Source organism: Micromonospora desertarenae (assembly GCF_056150265.1).
Genome location: NZ_JAXCFQ010000019.1, coordinates 1 through 18,337 on the forward strand (window position 1 = coordinate 1; position 18,337 = coordinate 18,337).

Below are 18,337 nucleotides of genomic sequence, written 5' to 3' on the forward strand. Positions count from 1 at the left end.
TCGCCGCCCAGACGGTGCAGGTGTCGGCCTACCCCGACCACTACGCCCAGTGGGAACAGCAGGCCGCCGACCTCGTCACCGAGCACTGGAACAACTGACAACCGAACATGAAGGACTGTCGAAGGCTCCCTCCCCACTCCGGGGAGGGAGCCTTCGGCGTTTGCCCACCCGGGCCGGGGCCGGACCAGCAGTATGTCGGCCATGAAGTCGAAGGTCGGGATGGTCCTGCTGGTCGTACTGCTCGTCGCCGGCTGTGGGGCGCCGGAGCGGCAGCTCGATCCGCCGGCGGCACCCACCAGCGGGCCGGCGAAGCCGAGCGCGGCGCCGACGCCGCGTACCGAGTTGACCGTGGTGGCCGCCGGTGACCTGCTGGTCCACCCGCCGCTCACCGAGCAGGCGGCACTCGACGCGCGGCGCAACGGCCGGGACGGACACGACTTCACCCGGGTGCTCGCGGCGATCCGCCCCCGGGTCAGCGCCGCCGACCTCGCCATCTGCCACCTGGAGACACCGTTGGCCGAACCCGGGGGGCCGTTCACCGGCTGGCCGGAGCTCAGCGTGCCGCCGCAACTGGCCGACGCGGCCGCCTGGGCCGGCTTCGACACCTGCTCCACCGCCTCGAACCACTCGCTGGACACGGGGGTGGCGGGCATCGCCCGTACGCTGGACAACCTGGACCGGGTCGGGCTCCGGCACACCGGCACGGCCCGCAGCGCCGCGGAGGCCGCCCGGCCGAACGTGCTGGACGTGGCCGGGGTCAAGGTCGGGCAGCTGTCGTACACCCTGAGCTTCAACGGCATCGAGCTGCCGGCGGGCCGACCGTGGGCGGCGAACCGGATCGACCAGGACGCCATCCTCGCCGAGGCCCGGCGGGCCCGGGCGGCCGGCGCCGAGATCGTCATCCTGTCCATGCACTGGGGGACGGAGTACCAGAACGAGCCGAACGGCGACCAGCTCGACCTCGCCCGGGTGCTGCTGGACTCGGACGAGATCGACCTGATCGTCGGCCACCACGCCCACGTGGTGCAGCCCTTCGAGAAGATCGGCGCGAAGTGGGTCGCCTACGGCATGGGCAACCTGACCACCCGGTTCGGCGACGGCTCGCCGGAGAACACGCAGGACGCCGTGGTGCCGGAGTTCACCTTCCGCCGCACGGCGAGCGGGCGGTGGGAGGTGACCGACGTGACGGTGCTGCCGACCTGGATGGAGTACCGGCCGGCGGCCCGGGTGGTCGACCTGGCCGCGGCCATGACGGATCCGCGGCTGTCGGCCGGGCAGCGCGCCCACTACGCCCGGATCCACCAGCGGATCGTCGGCTACCTGGGCCTGCGGGGCGCCCTGGAGGCGGGGCTGCGCACGCCGCACTGACGCCCCGCGCCCGGCTGCCTCAGCAGGCCGGGTAGAGGCGGCGGGTGCCGACGCCGGCGGCGTACGCGGCCCGGTCGCTGAACCGGCAGCCGTAGTCCGGCGCGGCGACCACCGCCGGGTCGGTCACCGTGTCGCCGGCCGGCCGCTTGCCGTGGCGTACCCAGGAGACCAGGTCGTCCCAGGCGGCGCCGGCCTCGGCCGGGGTGAACTCGCAGTGCTGCGCGGCCCGGATGGCCCGCTGCACCACCAGCCTGCTCCGGCCGTGCTTGGCGACGTCCCGGGCGTACGCCTGCTCCATGGAGAAGGGCACGAACAGGTCGCCGAGGTCGTGCAGGCTGACCACCGGCGCGGTGGGCCGGCCGGCGATCCGGGGCACCTCGGTGAGGGTCGGGGAGAGCCGCTGGCGCAGGTTCTCCGGGGCGACGCGCCGCACGGTCGCGTTCACGTCGACCGGGGAGTTCGGGGCGTACCGGGTGAACAGGTTGGTGGCGAGCTGCCCGGGCCGCTCGGCGGGGGAGTCGCCGCCGCTGGTGGTGCTGATTGCGAAGAGGAAGTCCTTCCAGACCGCGAAGGACGCCTCGGCGCCGGGCCGCGGGCCGCCGGAGCGGTTCACGGTGATGGCACGCAGTTGCTTGCCGAGGTCGTTGGTGGTGTCCGGGCCGGTCGGGGTGAGCCCGGCCAGGCCCAGCGCCTGCTGGATCCGCGGCACCGCGTTGGTCAGGTAGTCGGCCGGGGTCGGGTACGCGGGCACCCCGGCGAGGGCCTGGGCGACCAGGTTGTAGTCGAGGAAGAAGTCGAGCAGCGTCTGGTCACCGAGCACCCCGCACATCGGCAGCGCCCCGGCGTAGAAGCCCGGGTACTGCTCCAGCGAGCGGGCGATGATGTAGCCGCCCATCGACACCCCGGCCAGGTAGGTCCGGTGCGGCCGCTCGACCAGCCGGCCGAAGTGGGTGGCCAGGTCCCTGGTGCTGAGCACCCCGGAGCGGATGTCGAAGCCGTTGCTGTAGTAGGAGGAGGACGCCCAGGCGTACCCCTGCTCGACCAGCCGTTGCCGCAGCCCGAAGCCGGGCGGCTCGGGGGAGAGCACCTTCTCCTGGCCGCGGTAGCCGTGCGCCCAGAGCACCAGATCGCCGTTCCACCGCGCCGGCACCTCGACGATGTAGCCGGCGTGCCGGTGCACGCCCTGCCGTACCGTGGTCGGCCGGCCGTCCACCACCAGCGGATCCAGGGGCGGGTTGCTGATCGTGTAGCCGGGCAGCGGCTGGGAGCCGTCGGAGTGGCGGTCCGGGGCGGCGGCGGCCGGGGCGGCGCCGGCCAGCCCGGCCGCGAGGATCAGGGCGACGCCGGCGGCCAGCAGACGCCGGGTGGTACGGGCGGATGAGGACGGCATCGGTGCTCCACCTCGGACGGTGCCGCCCGTGGTCGGCGGCGGGACGGGTGCCTACCGGCCGGTAGTGCCCCTGAACCTAGGGCCGCCGTCAACCGCCGTCAATGGCTGACCGAGCGGACGGTCAGATCAGGCCCTGCGCCAGCATCGCCTCGGCCACCCGGCGGAACCCGTCGATGTTCGCGCCGGCCACGTAGTCGCCGGGCAGCCCGTACTCCTCGGCCGTGGCCCAGCAGCGGTCGTGGATGTCCCGCATGATCTCCCGCAGCCGCTGCTCGGTGTGGGCGAACGTCCACGAGTCCCGGCTGGCGTTCTGCTGCATCTCCAGCGCGCTCACCGCCACCCCGCCGGCGTTGGCCGCCTTGCCGGGCGCGAACCGGACGCCGGCCCGGCCCAGGATCCGCACCGCCTCCGGGGTGGTGGGCATGTTCGCGCCCTCCACCACCGCGACGCAGCCGCCGGCCACCAGCGCGGCGGCCTCCGCGCCGCCGATCTCGTTCTGCGTGGCGCAGGGCAGCGCCAGCTCGCAGGGCACCTCCCAGACCGTACGGCCGGAGACCGCCACCGCGTGCGGCACGTGCCGCACGTAGTCGTCCAGCCGGGCGCGGCGCTCCTCCTTCAGCTCCCGCAGCAGGTCCAGGTCGATGCCCTTCTCGTCCAGCACGTAGCCGGTGGAGTCCGAGCAGGCCACCACCCGGCCCCCGAGCTGGTGCACCTTCTCGATCGCGTAGATCGCCACGTTGCCGGAGCCGGACACCACCACCCGCTTGCCCTCCAGGCCGTCGCCGGCCTGCCGGAGCATCTCCTCGGCGAAGAAGACCGCCCCGTAGCCGGTCGCCTCCCGGCGCGCCTGGGCGCCGCCGTAGGCCAGGCCCTTGCCGGTCAGCACGCCGGAGTCGTACCGGTTGGTGATCCGCCGGTACTGGCCGAACAGGTAGCCGATCTCCCGGTAGCCCACCCCGATGTCCCCGGCCGGCACGTCGGTCTGCGGGCCGATGTGCCGGTACAGCTCGGTCATGAAGCTCTGGCAGAACCGCATCACCTCGCGGTCCGAGCGGCCCTTCGGGTCGAAGTCCGCGCCGCCCTTGCCGCCGCCGATCGGCAGCCCGGTCAGCGCGTTCTTGAAGATCTGCTCGAAGCCGAGGAACTTCACGATCCCGAGGTAGACCGACGGGTGGAAGCGCAGGCCGCCCTTGAACGGGCCGAGCGCGCTGTTGAACTCCACCCGGAAGCCCCGGTTGACCCGCACCCGGCCCTGGTCGTCCTCCCACGGCACCCGGAAGATGACCTGCCGCTCCGGCTCGCAGATCCGCTCGACGATCCGCGCCTCGGCGTACTCGGGGTGGCGGGCCAGCGCCGGGCCGATGCTCTCCAGCACCTCCCGCACCGCCTGGTGGAACTCCGGCTCCCCCGGGTTGCGGGCGACCACCCTGGCGAACACCGACTCGACGGTCTCCGGCATACCGACACGTCCCTTCGCTTCCTGGCAGCCCCGTTGCTACCACCCGCGTCGGCGTACCCGCCAACCGTCCCGGAATACGGACGGTCACCGCCGCCCGGTTCACCGGCCGGGACGGGAGCGTTCACGTCGAGGCCCGGAGTGGTCGCGCCGGCCGGCCGCGCCGCCGAGGTCCGGGCCCGCGCCCTGGGTGGTGAGCGTACAGTCGGGGCGGTGGAGCGTACCGAATCGATGCCGGCGCAGACCCGACCGCCGGGCGTGGCCACCGTCGATCCCGGCAGCGTGCTGCTGCCCGGCCACGACGTCCCGCTGGGTCGCTACACCACTGTGCGTCGCCTGCTGCCGCAGCGGCAGCGGCGGATGGTCGGCGCGTGGTGCTTCGTCGACCACTTCGGCCCGGACGACGTCGCCGAGCGGCCCGGCATGGAGGTGCCGCCGCACCCGCACACCGGGTTGCAGACGGTCACCTGGCTGCTGGACGGCGAGATCCTGCACCGCGACAGCCTGGGCAGCGTCCAGCCGATCCGGCCCGGCCAGCTGAACGTGATGACCTCCGGGCGCGGCATCGCGCACTCCGAGCGCTCGCCGGCGGCGCACCCGCCGCTGATGCACGGCGTGCAGCTCTGGGTGGCGCTGCCCGACCCGGCGCGGGCCGGCGACCCCGACTTCGCCCACCACGGCGAGCTGCCCCGCTGGGCCGCCGGCGAGCTGGACGTCACCCTGCTGGTCGGCGAGCTGGGTGGGGAACGCTCCCCGGCGGTGGCGCACACCCCGCTGCTCGGCGCGCAGCTGGAGCTGCGCGGTCCGGCGCCGGCCGCGCTGGAGTCGCGCCCGGACTTCGAGTACGGCCTGCTGGCCATGTCGGGCTCCGCCGAGGTGGACGGGGTGTCGCTCGCCCCGGGCGCGTTGCTCTACCTCGGCACCGGCCGGGACCGGCTGACCGTGCGCGGCGAACCCGGCAGCCAGCTGCTGCTGCTCGGCGGGACCCCGTTCGAGGAGCCGCTGGTGATGTGGTGGAACTTCGTGGGGCGCTCGCACGAGGAGGTCGCCGCCGCCCGGGAGGACTGGATGGCCGGGCGCCGGTTCGGCGTCGTCGCCGACGACCCGGCCCCGCCGCTGCCCGCCCCCGCGCTGCCCACCACCCGGCTCAAGGCCCGCGACCGCAGCGGCGGCGTGCGCGGCTGACCCCGCTCGGGCAGGCGTGGCCGGCGGCGACGCGGGTAGTCGCGGGCATGCCGACCAGTGCCATCTCCAGCATCGAGGACAAGAAGCGCCTGGTACGCCGGCTCGCCGGCAGCGGGCGCGGGTTCGCCGAGCAGTACGGCTTCCGGGTCATCAACAACCCGTCGAACCTGTTCCAACTGCTCTGTCTCTCCGTCCTGCTGGCCCGCCGGGGCGACTTCCGGCGGGCCGTGGACAGTGCCCGCGCGCTGCCCGAGAACGGGTGGGACAGCGCGGCCCGGCTGGCCCGCTCGCTGCACGCCGACCGGCTGCGGGTGCTGCGCGAGGCCGGCCAGCGGGGCGACGTGGACGCGCTGGCCACCGTCCTCGGCGACCTCGCCCAGACGGTGGTGGACCGCTACCGGGGCGACCTGCGCCGGCTGCGCGCGGTGGCCCACCACGACCCGGCCCGCGAGCGGAAGCTGCTCACCGACCTGCCCGGGGTGGACGACCAGGTGGTCGACCTGTTCCTGCGCGAGGCGCAGGCGCTGTGGCGGGAGGTGGCGCCGGTGGCCGACCGGCGGGCCCTCGTCGCGGCCCGCAAGCTCGGGCTCGGGCGCTCCGCCGACGACCTGGCCGGGCTGGCCGGCAGCGGCGAGTCGGAACGGCTCGCCTGGCTGGTCGGGGCGCTGGCCCGGGTCGACCTGGAACACCGGTACGCCGAGGTGACCGGCTGATCCGGTGGAGTGGACTGGCCCACAGTTCCGGATTTTCTGACCGTACGGATGATCCCTATCGTATGATGATCGCGGCAGTGATGCCCGCCCGGTTCGGGCGTACGTCACCGCCTGGCGGCCGCGATCCGGTTCGGGCGCGTTCGCCCAGGTCAGGTGTTTGTTGGGCGCCCCGGTCGCGGTTCGCGACACGGGGCGCCCGCCTGTCCGGCCCGTCACCCCACCGCCGCCTGCCGTAGGGTCCGCAGCGCACCTCGGAAGCGGCGCACTGACCGGATCCGCGCCTCCGCCCGCTGCCCGCTGCCTCCGTCGGCCGCCGGCCGCTGCCCGTCGCCTCCGCCCGCCCGCCGGCCGTGCCCGAACGCGGAACCGTGGCGCGGGAGATTGCCACGCGGGGCCGAGCCGACGACGGCGGTGAGCGCCGGGCGGCGCGCCGACGGAAGCCCGGACCGCTGCCGGTCGCGCGGTGACGCGACCGGGCTCGGCCCGGGTGCGGGTGGCGGCGGAGGTCAGATGCCGCGCAGGTGCTGCGAGACCCGGGTGTGCGGCTCCCGGGCCTGCGCCGCCCGCTGGGACGCGCTCACCTCGGGGGCGGCGTCGATGGCCGCGGAGCGGGCCACCTCGTTGCCGTTGGCGTAGTCCACCGGCGGCAGGGCGCGCAGGGCCTTGAGCACCTCCGGCGGGGCGCCCTCCCGTTCCGCCTCGCGGACCACGTCGTCCTTGCCGGCCGGATAGTCCAGGCTCGACAGGTACTGCAGCACGTCGGCGTAACTCGCCATGGTGTCGGCTCCTCGGGCATCGATCCGGTCACGACCGGCGGCGGTTACCCGCCCAGCCGGGCGGCACGCGCCGTCCCCGCCGGAAATCCGGCGCCGTTTCCCGACCCGGGTCGCGGGTACGCGCACGCACCGAGCCGAGGGAGCACGCGATGAACTACGACACCTTCATCGACCAGGTCGCCCAGCGCACCCGCACCCCGTCCGAGCGGGCCGTCGCGCTGACCCGGGCCACCCTGGAGACGCTCGCCGAGCGGCTGACCGGTGGCGAGGTGCTGGACCTGGCCGTGCAGCTGCCCAAGCCGCTCCAGCTGGTGCTCAAGCCGAGCCCCCGTACCGAGTCGGCGGACCGGTTCGGCGGCGCCGAGTTCGTCGCCCGGGTCGCGCTGCGCGCCGGCGTCGACGAGGCGGCCGCCCGGGACGGCGCGCGGGCGGTCTTCGTCACCCTCCGCGAGGCGATCAGCGGTGGCGAGTTCGACGACGTGGCGGCCCAACTGCCGCGCGACTACCGCGACCTGGTCGAGCCGGCGATGGCCCCCGGCGCGACACTGCGCCGCTCCTGACCGGCCGGCCCGCCGGCCCGGTCGCACCGCCGCTGGTCGCCTGCGACGGGACCGGGTGCGTCTGTTGTCGTTCCAGTGACAACAGGCGCACCCGAACGCAGGGCGCGACCTCGGCCGGGCGCTACGGCCGGGCCGCACCCGCCTGGTGTCGGGTGCGGTGAACCGAGGTGGCGCTCAGGCGATCGCGCCGGTCGCCCGCAGGTCGGCGATCCGGAGCGCGTCGAAGCCCGCCTCGACCAGCACCTCGTCGGTGTGCTCGCCGGGCTGCGGCGGCGGCCGGCGCAGCGCCGTCGGGGTGCCGGAGAACCGGGGCGCCGGCGCCGGCTGGGTCACCCCGTCCCGCTCCACGAAGGTGCGCCGCGCGGCCAGGTGCGGGTGCTCGGGCGCCTCCCGCCAGTCCAGCACCGGGGCCACGCAGGCGTCCGAGGCGCCGAGCAGCGCGGTCCACTCGTCCCGGCTGCGGGTGCGGAACAGCCGCGCCCAGGCCGCCCGCAGCGCCGGCCAGTTCGCCGGGTCGGTACGGTCCAGCGCCTCGTCCGGGTGCAGCGGGAAACCGGTGCGGCGCACCAGTTCGTCGTAGAACTTCGGCTCCAGCGCGCCGACCGCCAGGTACTTACCGTCGGCGCACTCGTAGGTGTCGTAGAAGGGCGCCCCGCCGTCGAGCAGGTTCACCCCGCGCGGGTCCTGCCACATGCCGAGCCGCCGCAGCGCGTGGATCTGGGTGCTGAGCACCGCCACGCCGTCCACGATGGCCGCGTCGACGACCTGGCCGGTGGCGCCGCCGCGGACCGCGTACAGGGCGGCGACCAGGCCGAGGGCGAGCATCATCCCGCCGCCGCCGAAGTCGCCGAGCAGGTTCATCGGCGGCACCGGGCGCTCGCCGGCCCGGCCGATGCCGTGCAGCGCCCCGGTCAGCGCCAGGTAGTCGATGTCGTGCCCGGCGTACGGGGCGACCGGCCCGTCCTGCCCCCAGCCGGTCATCCGCCCGTAGACCAGCCGGGGGTTCGCCGCCAGGCAGTGCGCCGGACCGATGCCCAGCCGCTCGGTCACCCCCGGCCGGAAGCCCTCGATCAGCGCGTCCGCGCCGGCCACCAGGGCGAGCACCACCTCCCGGCCGCCGGCGGACTTCAGGTCGACGGCGATCGAGCGGCGACCCCGGTTGAGCAGGTCCGGGTGCGGGGTGCCGAAGGCGGCCGGGTCCACCTCGGCGACCCGGTCCACCCGGACCACGTCGGCACCCAGGTCGGCCAGCATCATCGCGGCGAACGGGCCCGGCCCGATACCGGCCAGCTCCACCACCCGTACGCCGGCGAGCGGGCCGGCCGGGACGTCCTCGGTCATCGGGCCACGATAGGCGCTGGCGGGTTTGCGCCGTAAGGGGCCGGGAATCCGCCTCCGGTCCGGGCGGGCCCCGGTGCGGGCAGAAGGCGTGCGGGGCCGGGCAGCCGGCTGCCGCCCGGGCGGGCTCCGGCGCAGGCGGGGAGGCGGCGTGGTCGACGACCGGATCAGGGTGGCCATGCTGCACGGCCCGGGGTCACCGGAACACGACGGGGTGAGCGACTACGTGCGGCACCTGCTGGCCGCGCTGCCCGACGTCGGGGTCGAGGCCACCGGCGTGCCGGTGCGGCCGGACGGCGACGGCTGGGCGAGCGCCACCACCCGGGCCGCCCGCGCGGTCCGCCGGCTGGCCCCGGACCTGGTGCACGTGCAGTTCGCGCCGGCGGCGTACCGCTTCTCCGGGCAACCCGGGCTGCTGCCACTGCGGCTGCCCCGGACCGTTCCGCTGGTCACCACCCTGCACGAGTACGGCTCGTGGGCCTGGCCCGGCTGGCTGCCCGCCCGCCTCTGGTCGGCGGTGGAGCGGACCCGCCGCTGGGACCGGGAGTCGGGCCGGCTGGTGCCGGCCAGCGCCGCGGTGATCGTCACCAACCCCGGTCACGCCGCGGTGCTGCGGGCCCGCACCGGGCGCGACGCCGCGCAGATCCCGCTCGCCCCGAACGTCGCCGACCAGGTGGGCGCACCCACCGCCGGGCACCGGCTGCGCGCGGAGCTGGGCCTGCCCGAGGGTACGCCGGTGCTGGTGTTCTTCGGCTTCGTGCACCCGGTCAAGGGCGTGCGCTACCTGATCGAGGCGTTGCCCGCGCTCCGCCGCGACCACCCCGACCTGCGACTGCTGGTGGTGGGCGGGTTCACCGCCCAGGCACTGCCCGAGCCCGAGGCGCGCGCGTTCCGGGCGGAACTGACCGCCCTCGCCGGGAGGCACGGCGTCGCCGACGCGGTCACCTTCACCGGCCACCTGCCCGCCGAGCGGGTCTCCGCCGCCCTGCACGCCGCCGACGTGGCGGTGCTGCCGTTCACCGCCGGCGTGAGCACGAAGAGCGGGGCGCTGCTGGCCGCGCTCGCCCACGGCCTGCCGACCGCGGTGACCCTGCCCGAATCCGGCGACGGCGAACTCGCGCGCAGCGGCGCCGTGGCGGTCATCCGGGAGCGCCGGGACGCCGCCGCCGTCGCCCGTACGGTCGGCAAGCTGCTCGCCGACCCGGTGCTGCGCCGGCGGCTCGCCGAGCGCGGCCGGGCCTTCGCCGCCGCGTACTCCTGGCCGCGGGTGGCCGCCGCGCACCGCGACCTCTACCGGCGGACCCTGGCGGGCGCCGGTGCCTGACCGGGGGCCGGACATCCTGGTGGTCGACCTGCTCGGCGGGATCGGCGACCTGGTGATGTTGCTGCCGGCGGTGCACGGGCTGGCCCGCCGCCACCCGGGCGCCCGGATCCGGCTGCTCACCCACGAGCCGGGGGCGGACCTGGTGCGCGCCGACCCGGCGGTCACCGAGGTGTGTACGCCGCGGCACGGCCGGCCGGGAGCGGAGCGGGAGGCGGTGGTCGCGGCGCTCGCCGAGCGCCGCCCCGACCTGGCAATCAGCACCACCCGTTACGACGGCATCCCGGAGCTGCTGTCGGCGGCGGCGACCCGTGCGGTGACCAACCTGTGGCGCCAACCCCCGCCGGACCAGCCGGTCGGCGAGCGCTACCTGGAGATCCTGCACGCCGAGGGGCTGCTGGACGCGGCGGACCGGGCCGCCCGGCCCCGGGTGCACGTCCCCGGCGCCGCCCGCGCGGCCGGGGAGCGGGTCGTCGACCGGCTGGTCGGTGACCCGCCCGCGCCGCCGGTGGTGCTGGTCACCGACGCGGGCATGGCGGTGAAGCGCTGGCCGGACCCGCACTGGCGGCGGCTGTCCGACGAGCTGGCCCGGCGCGGGCACCCGGTGCTGACCGTCGGGCCGGTGCCCGCCGAGGACCCGCTCGGCGTTCCGCTGCCCCGCGCCGACCTGCCCACCCTGGCCGGGCAGTTCGCCGCCGTCGCCCGCCGGGGCGGCGTGGTGGTCGGCCCGGACACCGGGCCGGTGCGGCTCGCCGCCGCCGCGGGCGCGGCCACGGTCGCCCTCTTCGGCCCCACCGACGCCCGGCGGTACGGCATCGGCGGGATCGACCTGCAGGGACTGCCCGGGTGCGAGCACCGTCGGCCCACCGCGATCACCGAACAGCCCTGCTGGTGGGCGGCGCGCTGCCCGCTGGACCCGGCCGGCCCGGCCTGCATGGCCGACCTGGCCGTCGACCGGGTCCTGGCCGCGATCACCGCCCGCTGATCCCGCCCACCGGGGTGCCGCTTGGCGCGCGGAATCAGCCTGGCCTAACCTTGTCGCCACGAGGGGAGTACTTCCCACGAACCATTCCGGTCAGTACGGCGGGCCCCGGAGCGCGCCTCGGGTGGTTGCCCACGAAAGGTGGGTGAAGGAGACCTCGAACATGTCACGGTGTTCGAGGAGGCTCCATGTCCGGTTCGTCATACCTTGCTGCGGCTGAGATCCAGTCGGTCGGCACCCCGACGCTGTGGGGCGTCACGATCGTCGGCGTGCTCGCGCTGCTGGTGCTGGACTTCCTCGTCACCCGCCGCCCGCACGAGGTGTCGCTGCGCGAGGCACTGGGCTGGTCGGCCTTCTACATCGCCCTCCCGCTCGCCTTCGGCGTCTGGGTCTGGGGCCGCTACGGCTCCCAGCAGGGCATCGACTACCTCACCGGTTACCTGGTGGAGAAGTCGCTCTCGGTCGACAACCTCTTCGTCTTCATGCTGCTGCTGGCCGCGTTCGCGGTGCCCGCGGTCCTCGCCCAGCGGGTCCTGCTCTACGGCATCGCCGGCGCGCTGGTGCTCCGGGCGATCTTCATCGCGCTCGGCGCCGCCGCCCTGCAGACCCTCGACTTCGCCTTCCTGCTCTTCGCCGCGATCCTGATCGTCACCGCGATCAAGCTGCTGCGCGACGCCGTCTCCGGCCACCAGCAGGAGGTGGACATCAACAAGATGCGCTCGGTGCGGCTGCTGCGCCGGTTCATGCCGGTGACCGACGACTACCACGGCACCCGGATGACCATCCGGGAGCACGGCCGGCGGACGCTGACCCCGCTCGCCCTCGTGGTGGTCGCGGTGCTCGCCACCGACGTGGTCTTCGCCGTCGACTCGGTGCCGGCCGTCTACGGCATCACCGAGGACCCGTACCTGGTCTTCGCCACCAACGCGTTCGCCCTGCTCGGCCTGCGGGCGCTCTACTTCGTGCTGCACGCCGCGCTGAGCCGGCTGGTCCACCTCACCTACGGCCTGGCCGTCATCCTGGCCTTCATCGGCGTCAAGCTCGCCCTGCACTGGGCGCACGGCATCTGGAAGGGCGTGCCGGAGATCCCCACCCTGGCCTCGCTCGGCGTGATCATCGCGGTGCTGGTGGTGGTCACCATCACCAGCCTGCGCGCCACCCGCACCGTGGCCGGGGAGCGGGAGGTCGTCGCCGAGCGGCGCTGAGCGGGTCACCCGGCCCGGTCGGCTCCGCCCGACCGCCCCCGGCGGCCCGACCGGGGTGGTACGACTGACGGGTGGGAATCGTGTCACCAGGCTTCCAGGGCCGGCCCCGCTCCGCGGAGCCGGCCCTGCCGCCGGGGCAGTACCTGACCCAGGACTTCCCGGTGCTCTCCGCCGGCCCGACCCCGAAGGTGCCGCTGGACACCTGGGAGTTCGTCATCACCACCGAGACCGGCGCCGAGTACCGGTGGAGCTGGGACGAGCTGATGGCGCTGCCGCAGGAGACACCGACGGTGGACATCCACTGCGTGACCCGCTGGTCCAAGCGGGACACCACCTGGCAGGGCGTCTCGCTGGACACCCTGCTCGACGGCGTCGACACCGGCGCGCACTACGTACAGGCCCACTCGTACGGCGGCTACACCACCAACCTGCCGCTGGACGACCTGCGCGGCGGGCGGGCCTGGGTGGCGCACACCTTCGAGGGCGCCCCGCTGCCCGCCGAACACGGCGGGCCGGCCCGGCTGCTGGTGCCGCACCTGTACTTCTGGAAGTCGGCCAAGTGGGTGCGCGGCATCCGGCTGACCCCCACCGACGAGCCCGGATTCTGGGAGACCGCCGGCTACCACGACTACGGGGATCCGTGGCGTGAGCAGCGGTACCAGGGCGATTGACAGCGCCGCTGCGGTGGCGGGTGGCCCGGCTCGTGGAGCGCCGGGTCGAGACGCCGAGCGCGCATACCCTGGTGCTGGAGGTGCCGGACTGGCCGGGGCACGTGCCCGGGCAGCACGTCGACCTCCGGCTCACCGCCGAGGACGGCTACCAGGCGGCGCGGTCGTACTCGGTGGCCGGGCCGGTGGTGGACGGCCCCGGTGGCCCACGGATCGAGGTGACCGTCCAGCGGGTGCCGGACGGCGAGGTGTCGCCGTACCTGATCGACACGTACGCCGAGGGTGACCCGGTCGAGGTGCGCGGCCCGGTCGGCGGCTGGTTCGTCTGGCGGCCGGAGGAGACCGCCCCGGTGCTGCTGGTCGGCGGCGGGTCGGGCGTGGTGCCGCTGATGGCGATGATCCGGGCCCGCCGGGCGGCCGGCAACCGGGCGCCGTTCCGGCTGCTCTACTCGGTGCGCACCCCGGACGACGTGATCTACGCCGACGAGTTGCGCCGCCGGGCCCGCGACGACTTCGGCCTCGACGTGGCGTACGTCTACACGCGGCAGGCGCCGCCAGGATGGCGGGGTGAGCCGCACCGGATCGGGCTGGCCGACGTGAACAGCCACGGCTGGCCGCCGGACCTGGAACCACTCTGCTACGTCTGCGGCCCCACCGGGTTCGTGGAGACGGTGGCGGACCTGCTGGTCGGGCTGGGGCACCAGAGCCGGCGGGTGAAGACCGAACGGTTCGGCCCCACCGGCTGAGCGTCGAGGAGGCACCATGACCGACATGTCCTACCTGGACGGCAACATGCTCGACGGCCCGCTGCGCGAGCTGTTCGCCGTCGACCTGAGCACCGCCAGCGGCCGCTGCGAGAACTGCGGCATGCTCGGCCCGATGGCCGGGCTGCGGGTCTACTCGCACGCCCCCGGTCTGGTCGGGCGCTGCCCGAACTGCTCCGGGGTGATGCTGCGCCTGGTCCGCTCGCCCGACCGGGCCTGGCTGGACCTGCGCGGCAGCACCTACCTCCAGGTGCCGATGCCGCTCGACCAGCCGCACCCCGGCCCACTCTGACCGGCCGTCCCGCCGGGCCCGCCGGCGCGCCAAGCCGCGCCCAGCGCGCCCGGCCTGTCCGGCGCGCTCAGGCGGCTCGGCACCGCCGGGTTCGCCATGGGTAATCGGCACCGCGCGAAGCCGGTGCGGCCGGTAGGTTCGACCGGGTGCCGGACCCGCCCACCTCTCTGCTCGCCAACCTGCTCGCCCGGGTCGCCGGGGGACCGGTGCGGGTCGGCGCGGCCACCCCGGCGGCGGCCGGTTGGTCGGCCGACCGGGCGGCGTACCCCTGGTTGTCGCGGGTGCCTGTGCACGGACCGCCCGGATGGCCGGTGCGGTCGGTGGTGGTGAAGGCCCGGCGCCCTGGCCCGGACCGGCCGGGCGACCCGGTGCGGGAGCGGGTGGCCCTGGAGTTCCTGGCCGACATCGGGTGCGGGGTGGGCCCGCGGCTGCTCGCGCACGACGACCGACTCGGCCTGCTGGTGCTGGAGGACCTCGGCGCCGGTCCCGGGCTGGAGGACCTGCTGGTCAGGACCGACCCGGACCGGGCGACCCAGGGCTTCGTCGCGCTCGCCGAGGCCGCCGGCCGGCTGCACGCGGCCACCCGGGGCCGGGAGGCTGCCTTCCGGGGCCGGCTCGCCGCCGCCGGCCGCCGCGCCCCGGCCGAGCACGACCGCGGCGTCCTGGCCGGTACGCCGTTCGCCGGCTGGTGGGCGGCGGTGGCCGCGCTGGCCGGCCCGGACGGACCGTTGCCCGCCGCGGGCCCGGCACACCGGGACGCGGCGCGGCTGGCGACCTGGCTGGCCAATCCCGAGCCGGCGCCGGTGCTCGGCACCGGCGACCTCGCGCCGCAGAACTGCCGGCTGGGCGCGGACGGCGTCCGGCTGCTGGACTTCGAGGGCGCCCGGTTCCAGTCGCCGTACGTCGAGGCGGCGCACCTGCGGCTGCCGTTCTACGGCGCGCCGTGCTGGTCGCGGGTGCCGGTCGAGGTGGGCCGCCGGGTGGAGCGGGCCTACCGGACGGCCGCCGGCGACCGCGACGACGCGTCCTGGGCGGCCGGGATGGCCGCCGCGACCGCCGCCTGGGCAGTGGTCCGGCTGGCCCGGCTGCCGAAGCTGCTGGCCGCCGACCCGCCGCACCCGATGGGTTTCTCCCGCCGGGGCCAGCTGCTGGACACCCTCCGGGTAGCCGTCGACGCGACCACCGGCACCCTGCCGGCCCTCACCGCCTGGCTCGCCGTGACCGCCGAGCACCTGCGCCACCGCTGGCCTCACCTACCCCCCGCCCAGCCCTACTACCCCGCCTACCGCCTCGCCGCCTCGCCGCCCCCGCGCACGTTCACTGAATGAGTGGCTGCCCGGCGGCAAATGGCCACTCCTACGGTGAACGTGCGATCTCGGGCGGCGGATCGGGGAGGTCGGTCGGGGCGGGGATGCGGGAAAGGGCGGTGCGGGTGGGGGTGGGTGGGTGACGATCGGGGCGGCGGGCCAGGTCGGCGGAGGGAGCGGTCGTGACGGCGGAACTGCGCGCCCGGTCGGCGCGGGAGGTCTTCGACGACCACCTGCGCCTGGCCGCCGAACACCGGTTCGCCGAGGATCTGGAGCGCAACGCCGCGCCGGACGTGGTCGTGCTGGAGCGCCGCGGCGTGTTCCGCGGCCACGCCGGGGTCCGCGAGCTGGCCCGGCTGCTGGAGGAGGAGCTGCCCGGCGGCCGGTACACGTACACCAACCGGCTGGTGGAGGGGCGGGTGGCGTTCCTGGAGTGGACGGCGGAGGCGGACGGCGCCCGGGTCCGCGACGGGGCGGACTCGTTCGTGATCGAGCAGGGCTGGATCGTCGCCCAGACCATCCACTACACCGTCGAGCGCCGAGCCTGACCGGCGCGCCGGCGACGGTCGCGCCGGTGACGCCGGGCACACCCGGGCGCCGATCCGGGTAACCCGCTGGACGCGGCCCGGGGCGGGGGCCACAGTTGTCCGCCGTGAGATATCTGCGCACCGCCGGCCCGGCCGGCATCCGCCGACCCCGCCCCGGCGACGAGGCCGAGTTCATCGCGGCCGCGCGGCGCAGCCGCGAGCTGCACCACCCCTGGCTCGCCGCGCCCGCCGACCCGGCGGCGTACGCCGCGTACCTCGCGAAGATCCGCCGCCGGGACCACGCCGGCTACCTGATCTGCGACCGGGCCAGCGGGGCGATCGCCGGGTACGTGAACATCAGCGGCATCCTGCTCGGCGCGCTGCGCGGCGGCTACCTCGGCTACGCCGCGTTCCTGCCGTACAGCGGCACCGGGCACGCCTCGGCCGGCATCGGCCTGGTGATCGAGCACGCCTTCACCGTGCTGGGCCTGCACCGGCTGGAGGCGAACATCCAACCGGGCAACGAGCCGTCCCGCCGGGTGGCCCGCAAGCTGGGCTTCCGGTTGGAGGGCTACTCGCCGGAGTACCTCTACATCGACGGGGCCTGGCGGGACCACGAGCGCTGGGCGATCACCGCTCCGGCGGCCGGATAGCGCGGTGCCGGCCGCCCGTGGCGGGGCGGCCGGCACCGGCCGGCGACTCAGCGCCCGGGTCGCCGCGCGTCGGTGCGCAGCATGCCCAGCCGCTCGATGCGCCCCTGCTTGTGCTCCACCCGCCGCCGCTGCCGCGGGGTGAGCTGCTTGCGCCCGCTCTGCCGCAGGTAGATCGGCTGCCGCTGGTCGTTGGACATCGGCGTGCTCATCAGGTTGCCTCCGTCGTGCGCTCAGATCGGACCGACGACCATGCTCCGCCGTCCCCGGGTGAGCGGACCCCACCCGATCCGGGTGAACCGCTCAGCCGCCCGGCGGGAAGCTCAGCTGCCCGGCCGGGGGAACGCCACCGGGCTGCGGTGCCCGTCGCGGCCCACCGCCCGCACGCCGAAGAAGACGTTGTCCTTGGACAGGTCGATGGTCACCTCGGTGACGTCGCCGACCGGGATCACCCGCTGCCACTCCGCCGCGGTGGTCTCCCGCCACAGCACCTCGTAGCCGGCCAGGTCCGGCTCGGTGCCGCGCTGCCAGCGCAGGGTGGTGTCGTTGGTGAGGTTGCTGGTGACGATGACCGCGCCCTTCGGGGTGCCGGGGGCGCGGGCCAGGGACCAGAGCGCGGCGCCGTTGACCCGGGCCACCCGGGTGATGTACGCGAAGTCGCAGAACTCCGGCAGGTCGCCGAACTGCTTGCCGTCGACCACCCGGACGTCCTGGTGCTGGTGGGCGAAGTCCTCGTTCGGCTCGGTGAACCGGCCCGCCGGCCAGCCCTCGCGCAGGAACGAGATGTGGTCGCTGCCGCGCAGGTAGCGGTCCCGCCGGTAGATCACCCGGACCCGCATGCCGGTGGCCGAGTTCTCGGCGGTGTCGGCGACGAACCGGGCCAGTTGCCGCGACGACGAGTCGTTCTCGCCACCGACGGACTGCCGGGTGGCCGCCTCGGCGGGCGTCTCCGCCGTCGGCACCCCCTCGGCGAAGAGCCGCACGCTGCGCGGGTCGCGGGTGCCGTCGTCGGCGGTGCTGCTGCCCACGATGTCGTTGCTGAACATGCCCTGCACGTCCGCGCCGGCCGCCTTGAGCTGCCCGGCCAGGTACGCCGAGCCGTACAGCCCCTGCTCCTCGCCGGCCACGGCGGCGAAGACGATGGTCGCGGCGGTGCGCCGGGTGGCCATCAGCCGGGCCAGTTCCATCACCACGGCGACCCCGGACGCGTCGTCGTCGGCGCCCGGGGCGTCGCTGACCGCGTCCATCACGTCGCTGGCCCGGGAGTCGTAGTGCCCGGTGATCACGTACGTCCGGTTCGGCGACGTCTCCCCGCGCAGCGTCGCCACCACGTTGGTGATCGTCGTGGGCACCGGGATCCGGGCGGCCGGCTGCTGCACGTACGACTGGAGTTCGACGGTCATCCGGCCGCCGGAGGCGGCGGCGTACTCGCGCATCCGGTCGTGGATCCAGTCCCGGGCGGCGCCGATGCCGCGCTCCGGGTCGTCCTGGCTGGAGAGGGTGTGCCGGGTGCCGAACGCCGCCAGCCGGCGGACGATCGCCTCGATCCGCCGCTGGTCGACCTGCCGCAGCAGGTCACGCAGCTCCCGGTCGGGGGGCTGCGGCCGGACCGGGCGGCCGGGCCCGTCCGGCGGGGCGTCGTGTGCGGCGGCCGGCTCGGCCAGCAGGGGAACGGCGACGGTGGCGGCGGTGGCGGCGGCGGAGGCGGACAGGAAGGTGCGCCGGGTGGACCTCGTGGGTCGGTCGCCGGCGGTGTCATGAGATCCCATCACCGCATCCTCGCCATCGACGGTGGTGTTTGTCCATATCGTCGGCCGTGGATGTGCTGCCGGTTT

General features: G+C 75.3%; 19 protein-coding genes. 13 read left to right on the forward strand and 6 right to left on the reverse strand.

Annotated features, from left to right (window positions below; all coding sequences use genetic code 11):
- The first annotated feature begins 201 nt into the window (after window positions 1–201).
- Window positions 202–1,368: a CapA family protein gene (locus tag SM577_RS28730; RefSeq protein ID WP_474588452.1), complete on the forward strand. Its 1,167-nt coding sequence runs from the start codon at window positions 202–204 to the stop codon at window positions 1,366–1,368.
- 19 nt (window positions 1,369–1,387) lie between these two features.
- On the opposite strand, the gene SM577_RS28735 is transcribed toward SM577_RS28730, so the two are convergent.
- Together SM577_RS28735 and gdhA are read right to left on the reverse strand one after the other, a co-directional pair.
- Entirely contained in the window at window positions 1,388–2,758 is a 1,371-nt protein-coding gene (locus SM577_RS28735) for a hypothetical protein (protein WP_474588453.1), read from the reverse strand.
- Between the two features lie 121 nt (window positions 2,759–2,879).
- A complete protein-coding gene (gdhA, locus tag SM577_RS28740) occupies window positions 2,880–4,217 on the reverse strand; it encodes an NADP-specific glutamate dehydrogenase (RefSeq protein ID WP_474588454.1) in 1,338 nt (445 codons plus the stop codon).
- 210 nt (window positions 4,218–4,427) lie between these two features.
- On the opposite strand from gdhA, the gene SM577_RS28745 reads away from it, so the two are divergent.
- A complete protein-coding gene (locus SM577_RS28745) occupies window positions 4,428–5,399 on the forward strand; it encodes a pirin family protein (protein WP_474588455.1) in 972 nt (323 codons plus the stop codon).
- A 47-nt stretch (window positions 5,400–5,446) separates the two neighbouring features.
- Window positions 5,447–6,112, forward strand: a complete 666-nt coding sequence (locus SM577_RS28750) for a hypothetical protein (RefSeq protein ID WP_474579897.1) — start codon at window positions 5,447–5,449, stop codon at window positions 6,110–6,112.
- Between the two features lie 506 nt (window positions 6,113–6,618).
- Here SM577_RS28750 and SM577_RS28755 read toward each other — a convergent pair.
- Complete coding sequence (locus SM577_RS28755; protein ID WP_088993626.1) at window positions 6,619–6,888, reverse strand: DUF2795 domain-containing protein; 270 nt, start codon at window positions 6,886–6,888, stop codon at window positions 6,619–6,621.
- A gap of 149 nt (window positions 6,889–7,037) precedes the next feature.
- Here SM577_RS28755 and SM577_RS28760 point away from each other — a divergent pair, with 149 nt between their 5' ends.
- Complete coding sequence (locus SM577_RS28760; RefSeq protein WP_302921862.1) at window positions 7,038–7,448, forward strand: DUF2267 domain-containing protein; 411 nt, start codon at window positions 7,038–7,040, stop codon at window positions 7,446–7,448.
- A gap of 174 nt (window positions 7,449–7,622) precedes the next feature.
- Here the strand turns inward: SM577_RS28760 and SM577_RS28765 are convergent, their stop codons facing one another.
- A complete protein-coding gene (locus SM577_RS28765; RefSeq protein ID WP_302921861.1) occupies window positions 7,623–8,789 on the reverse strand; it encodes a CaiB/BaiF CoA transferase family protein in 1,167 nt (388 codons plus the stop codon).
- Window positions 8,790–8,937: 148 nt separating this feature from the next.
- Between SM577_RS28765 and SM577_RS28770 the strand changes: the two genes are divergently transcribed.
- The 9 genes from SM577_RS28770 (at window position 8,938) to SM577_RS28810 (ending at window position 16,505) form a co-directional block, all read left to right on the forward strand.
- Window positions 8,938–10,110, forward strand: coding sequence for a glycosyltransferase family 4 protein (locus tag SM577_RS28770; protein ID WP_474588456.1), 1,173 nt, complete (start codon window positions 8,938–8,940; stop codon window positions 10,108–10,110).
- On the forward strand, window positions 10,103–11,092 hold the full coding sequence (locus SM577_RS28775) for a glycosyltransferase family 9 protein (RefSeq protein WP_474579893.1): 990 nt from the start codon (window positions 10,103–10,105) through the stop codon (window positions 11,090–11,092). Before SM577_RS28770 ends, SM577_RS28775 begins: the two co-directional genes overlap by 8 nt.
- 185 nt (window positions 11,093–11,277) lie before the next feature.
- Entirely contained in the window at window positions 11,278–12,294 is a 1,017-nt protein-coding gene (locus SM577_RS28780) for a TerC family protein (RefSeq protein ID WP_302921858.1), read from the forward strand.
- Window positions 12,295–12,374: 80 nt separating this feature from the next.
- Entirely contained in the window at window positions 12,375–12,965 is a 591-nt protein-coding gene (locus SM577_RS28785; RefSeq protein WP_302921857.1) for a sulfite oxidase-like oxidoreductase, read from the forward strand.
- Entirely contained in the window at window positions 12,962–13,708 is a 747-nt protein-coding gene (locus tag SM577_RS28790) for a ferredoxin reductase (protein WP_474588457.1), read from the forward strand. The genes SM577_RS28785 and SM577_RS28790 overlap by 4 nt, the downstream gene beginning before the upstream one ends.
- 16 nt (window positions 13,709–13,724) lie before the next feature.
- Window positions 13,725–14,018: a DUF6510 family protein gene (locus SM577_RS28795; protein ID WP_088993634.1), complete on the forward strand. Its 294-nt coding sequence runs from the start codon at window positions 13,725–13,727 to the stop codon at window positions 14,016–14,018.
- Between the two features lie 146 nt (window positions 14,019–14,164).
- Window positions 14,165–15,346, forward strand: coding sequence for a phosphotransferase family protein (locus SM577_RS28800; RefSeq protein ID WP_474588458.1), 1,182 nt, complete (start codon window positions 14,165–14,167; stop codon window positions 15,344–15,346).
- 161 nt (window positions 15,347–15,507) lie between these two features.
- The gene (locus SM577_RS28805) at window positions 15,508–15,873 is read left to right on the forward strand and encodes a nuclear transport factor 2 family protein (protein WP_302921855.1); all 366 of its coding nucleotides are present in this window, start codon (window positions 15,508–15,510) and stop codon (window positions 15,871–15,873) included.
- Window positions 15,874–15,977: 104 nt separating this feature from the next.
- Complete coding sequence (locus tag SM577_RS28810) at window positions 15,978–16,505, forward strand: GNAT family N-acetyltransferase (protein WP_302921854.1); 528 nt, start codon at window positions 15,978–15,980, stop codon at window positions 16,503–16,505.
- 47 nt (window positions 16,506–16,552) lie between these two features.
- Here the strand turns inward: SM577_RS28810 and SM577_RS28815 are convergent, their stop codons facing one another.
- Together SM577_RS28815 and SM577_RS28820 are read right to left on the reverse strand one after the other, a co-directional pair.
- Window positions 16,553–16,714: a hypothetical protein gene (locus SM577_RS28815; protein WP_302921853.1), complete on the reverse strand. Its 162-nt coding sequence runs from the start codon at window positions 16,712–16,714 to the stop codon at window positions 16,553–16,555.
- 111 nt (window positions 16,715–16,825) lie between these two features.
- On the reverse strand, window positions 16,826–18,271 hold the full coding sequence (locus tag SM577_RS28820; protein ID WP_302921852.1) for a M20/M25/M40 family metallo-hydrolase: 1,446 nt from the start codon (window positions 18,269–18,271) through the stop codon (window positions 16,826–16,828).
- Window positions 18,272–18,337 lie beyond the last annotated feature (66 nt).

Excerpts from the sequence above, each read along its gene's own strand:
- SM577_RS28730 (WP_474588452.1), top strand. The coding sequence starts at position 202 with ATGAAGTCGAAGGTCGGGATGGTCCTGCTGGTCGTACTGCTCGTCGCC.
- SM577_RS28735 (WP_474588453.1), bottom strand. The coding sequence starts at position 2,758 with ATGCCGTCCTCATCCGCCCGTACCACCCGGCGTCTGCTGGCCGCCGGC.
- gdhA (WP_474588454.1), bottom strand. The coding sequence starts at position 4,217 with ATGCCGGAGACCGTCGAGTCGGTGTTCGCCAGGGTGGTCGCCCGCAAC.
- SM577_RS28750 (WP_474579897.1), top strand. The coding sequence starts at position 5,447 with ATGCCGACCAGTGCCATCTCCAGCATCGAGGACAAGAAGCGCCTGGTA.
- SM577_RS28755 (WP_088993626.1), bottom strand. The coding sequence starts at position 6,888 with ATGGCGAGTTACGCCGACGTGCTGCAGTACCTGTCGAGCCTGGACTAT.
- SM577_RS28760 (WP_302921862.1), top strand. The coding sequence starts at position 7,038 with ATGAACTACGACACCTTCATCGACCAGGTCGCCCAGCGCACCCGCACC.
- SM577_RS28765 (WP_302921861.1), bottom strand. The coding sequence starts at position 8,789 with ATGACCGAGGACGTCCCGGCCGGCCCGCTCGCCGGCGTACGGGTGGTG.
- SM577_RS28780 (WP_302921858.1), top strand. The coding sequence starts at position 11,278 with ATGTCCGGTTCGTCATACCTTGCTGCGGCTGAGATCCAGTCGGTCGGC.
- SM577_RS28795 (WP_088993634.1), top strand. The coding sequence starts at position 13,725 with ATGACCGACATGTCCTACCTGGACGGCAACATGCTCGACGGCCCGCTG.
- SM577_RS28815 (WP_302921853.1), bottom strand. The coding sequence starts at position 16,714 with ATGAGCACGCCGATGTCCAACGACCAGCGGCAGCCGATCTACCTGCGG.
- SM577_RS28820 (WP_302921852.1), bottom strand. The coding sequence starts at position 18,271 with ATGGGATCTCATGACACCGCCGGCGACCGACCCACGAGGTCCACCCGG.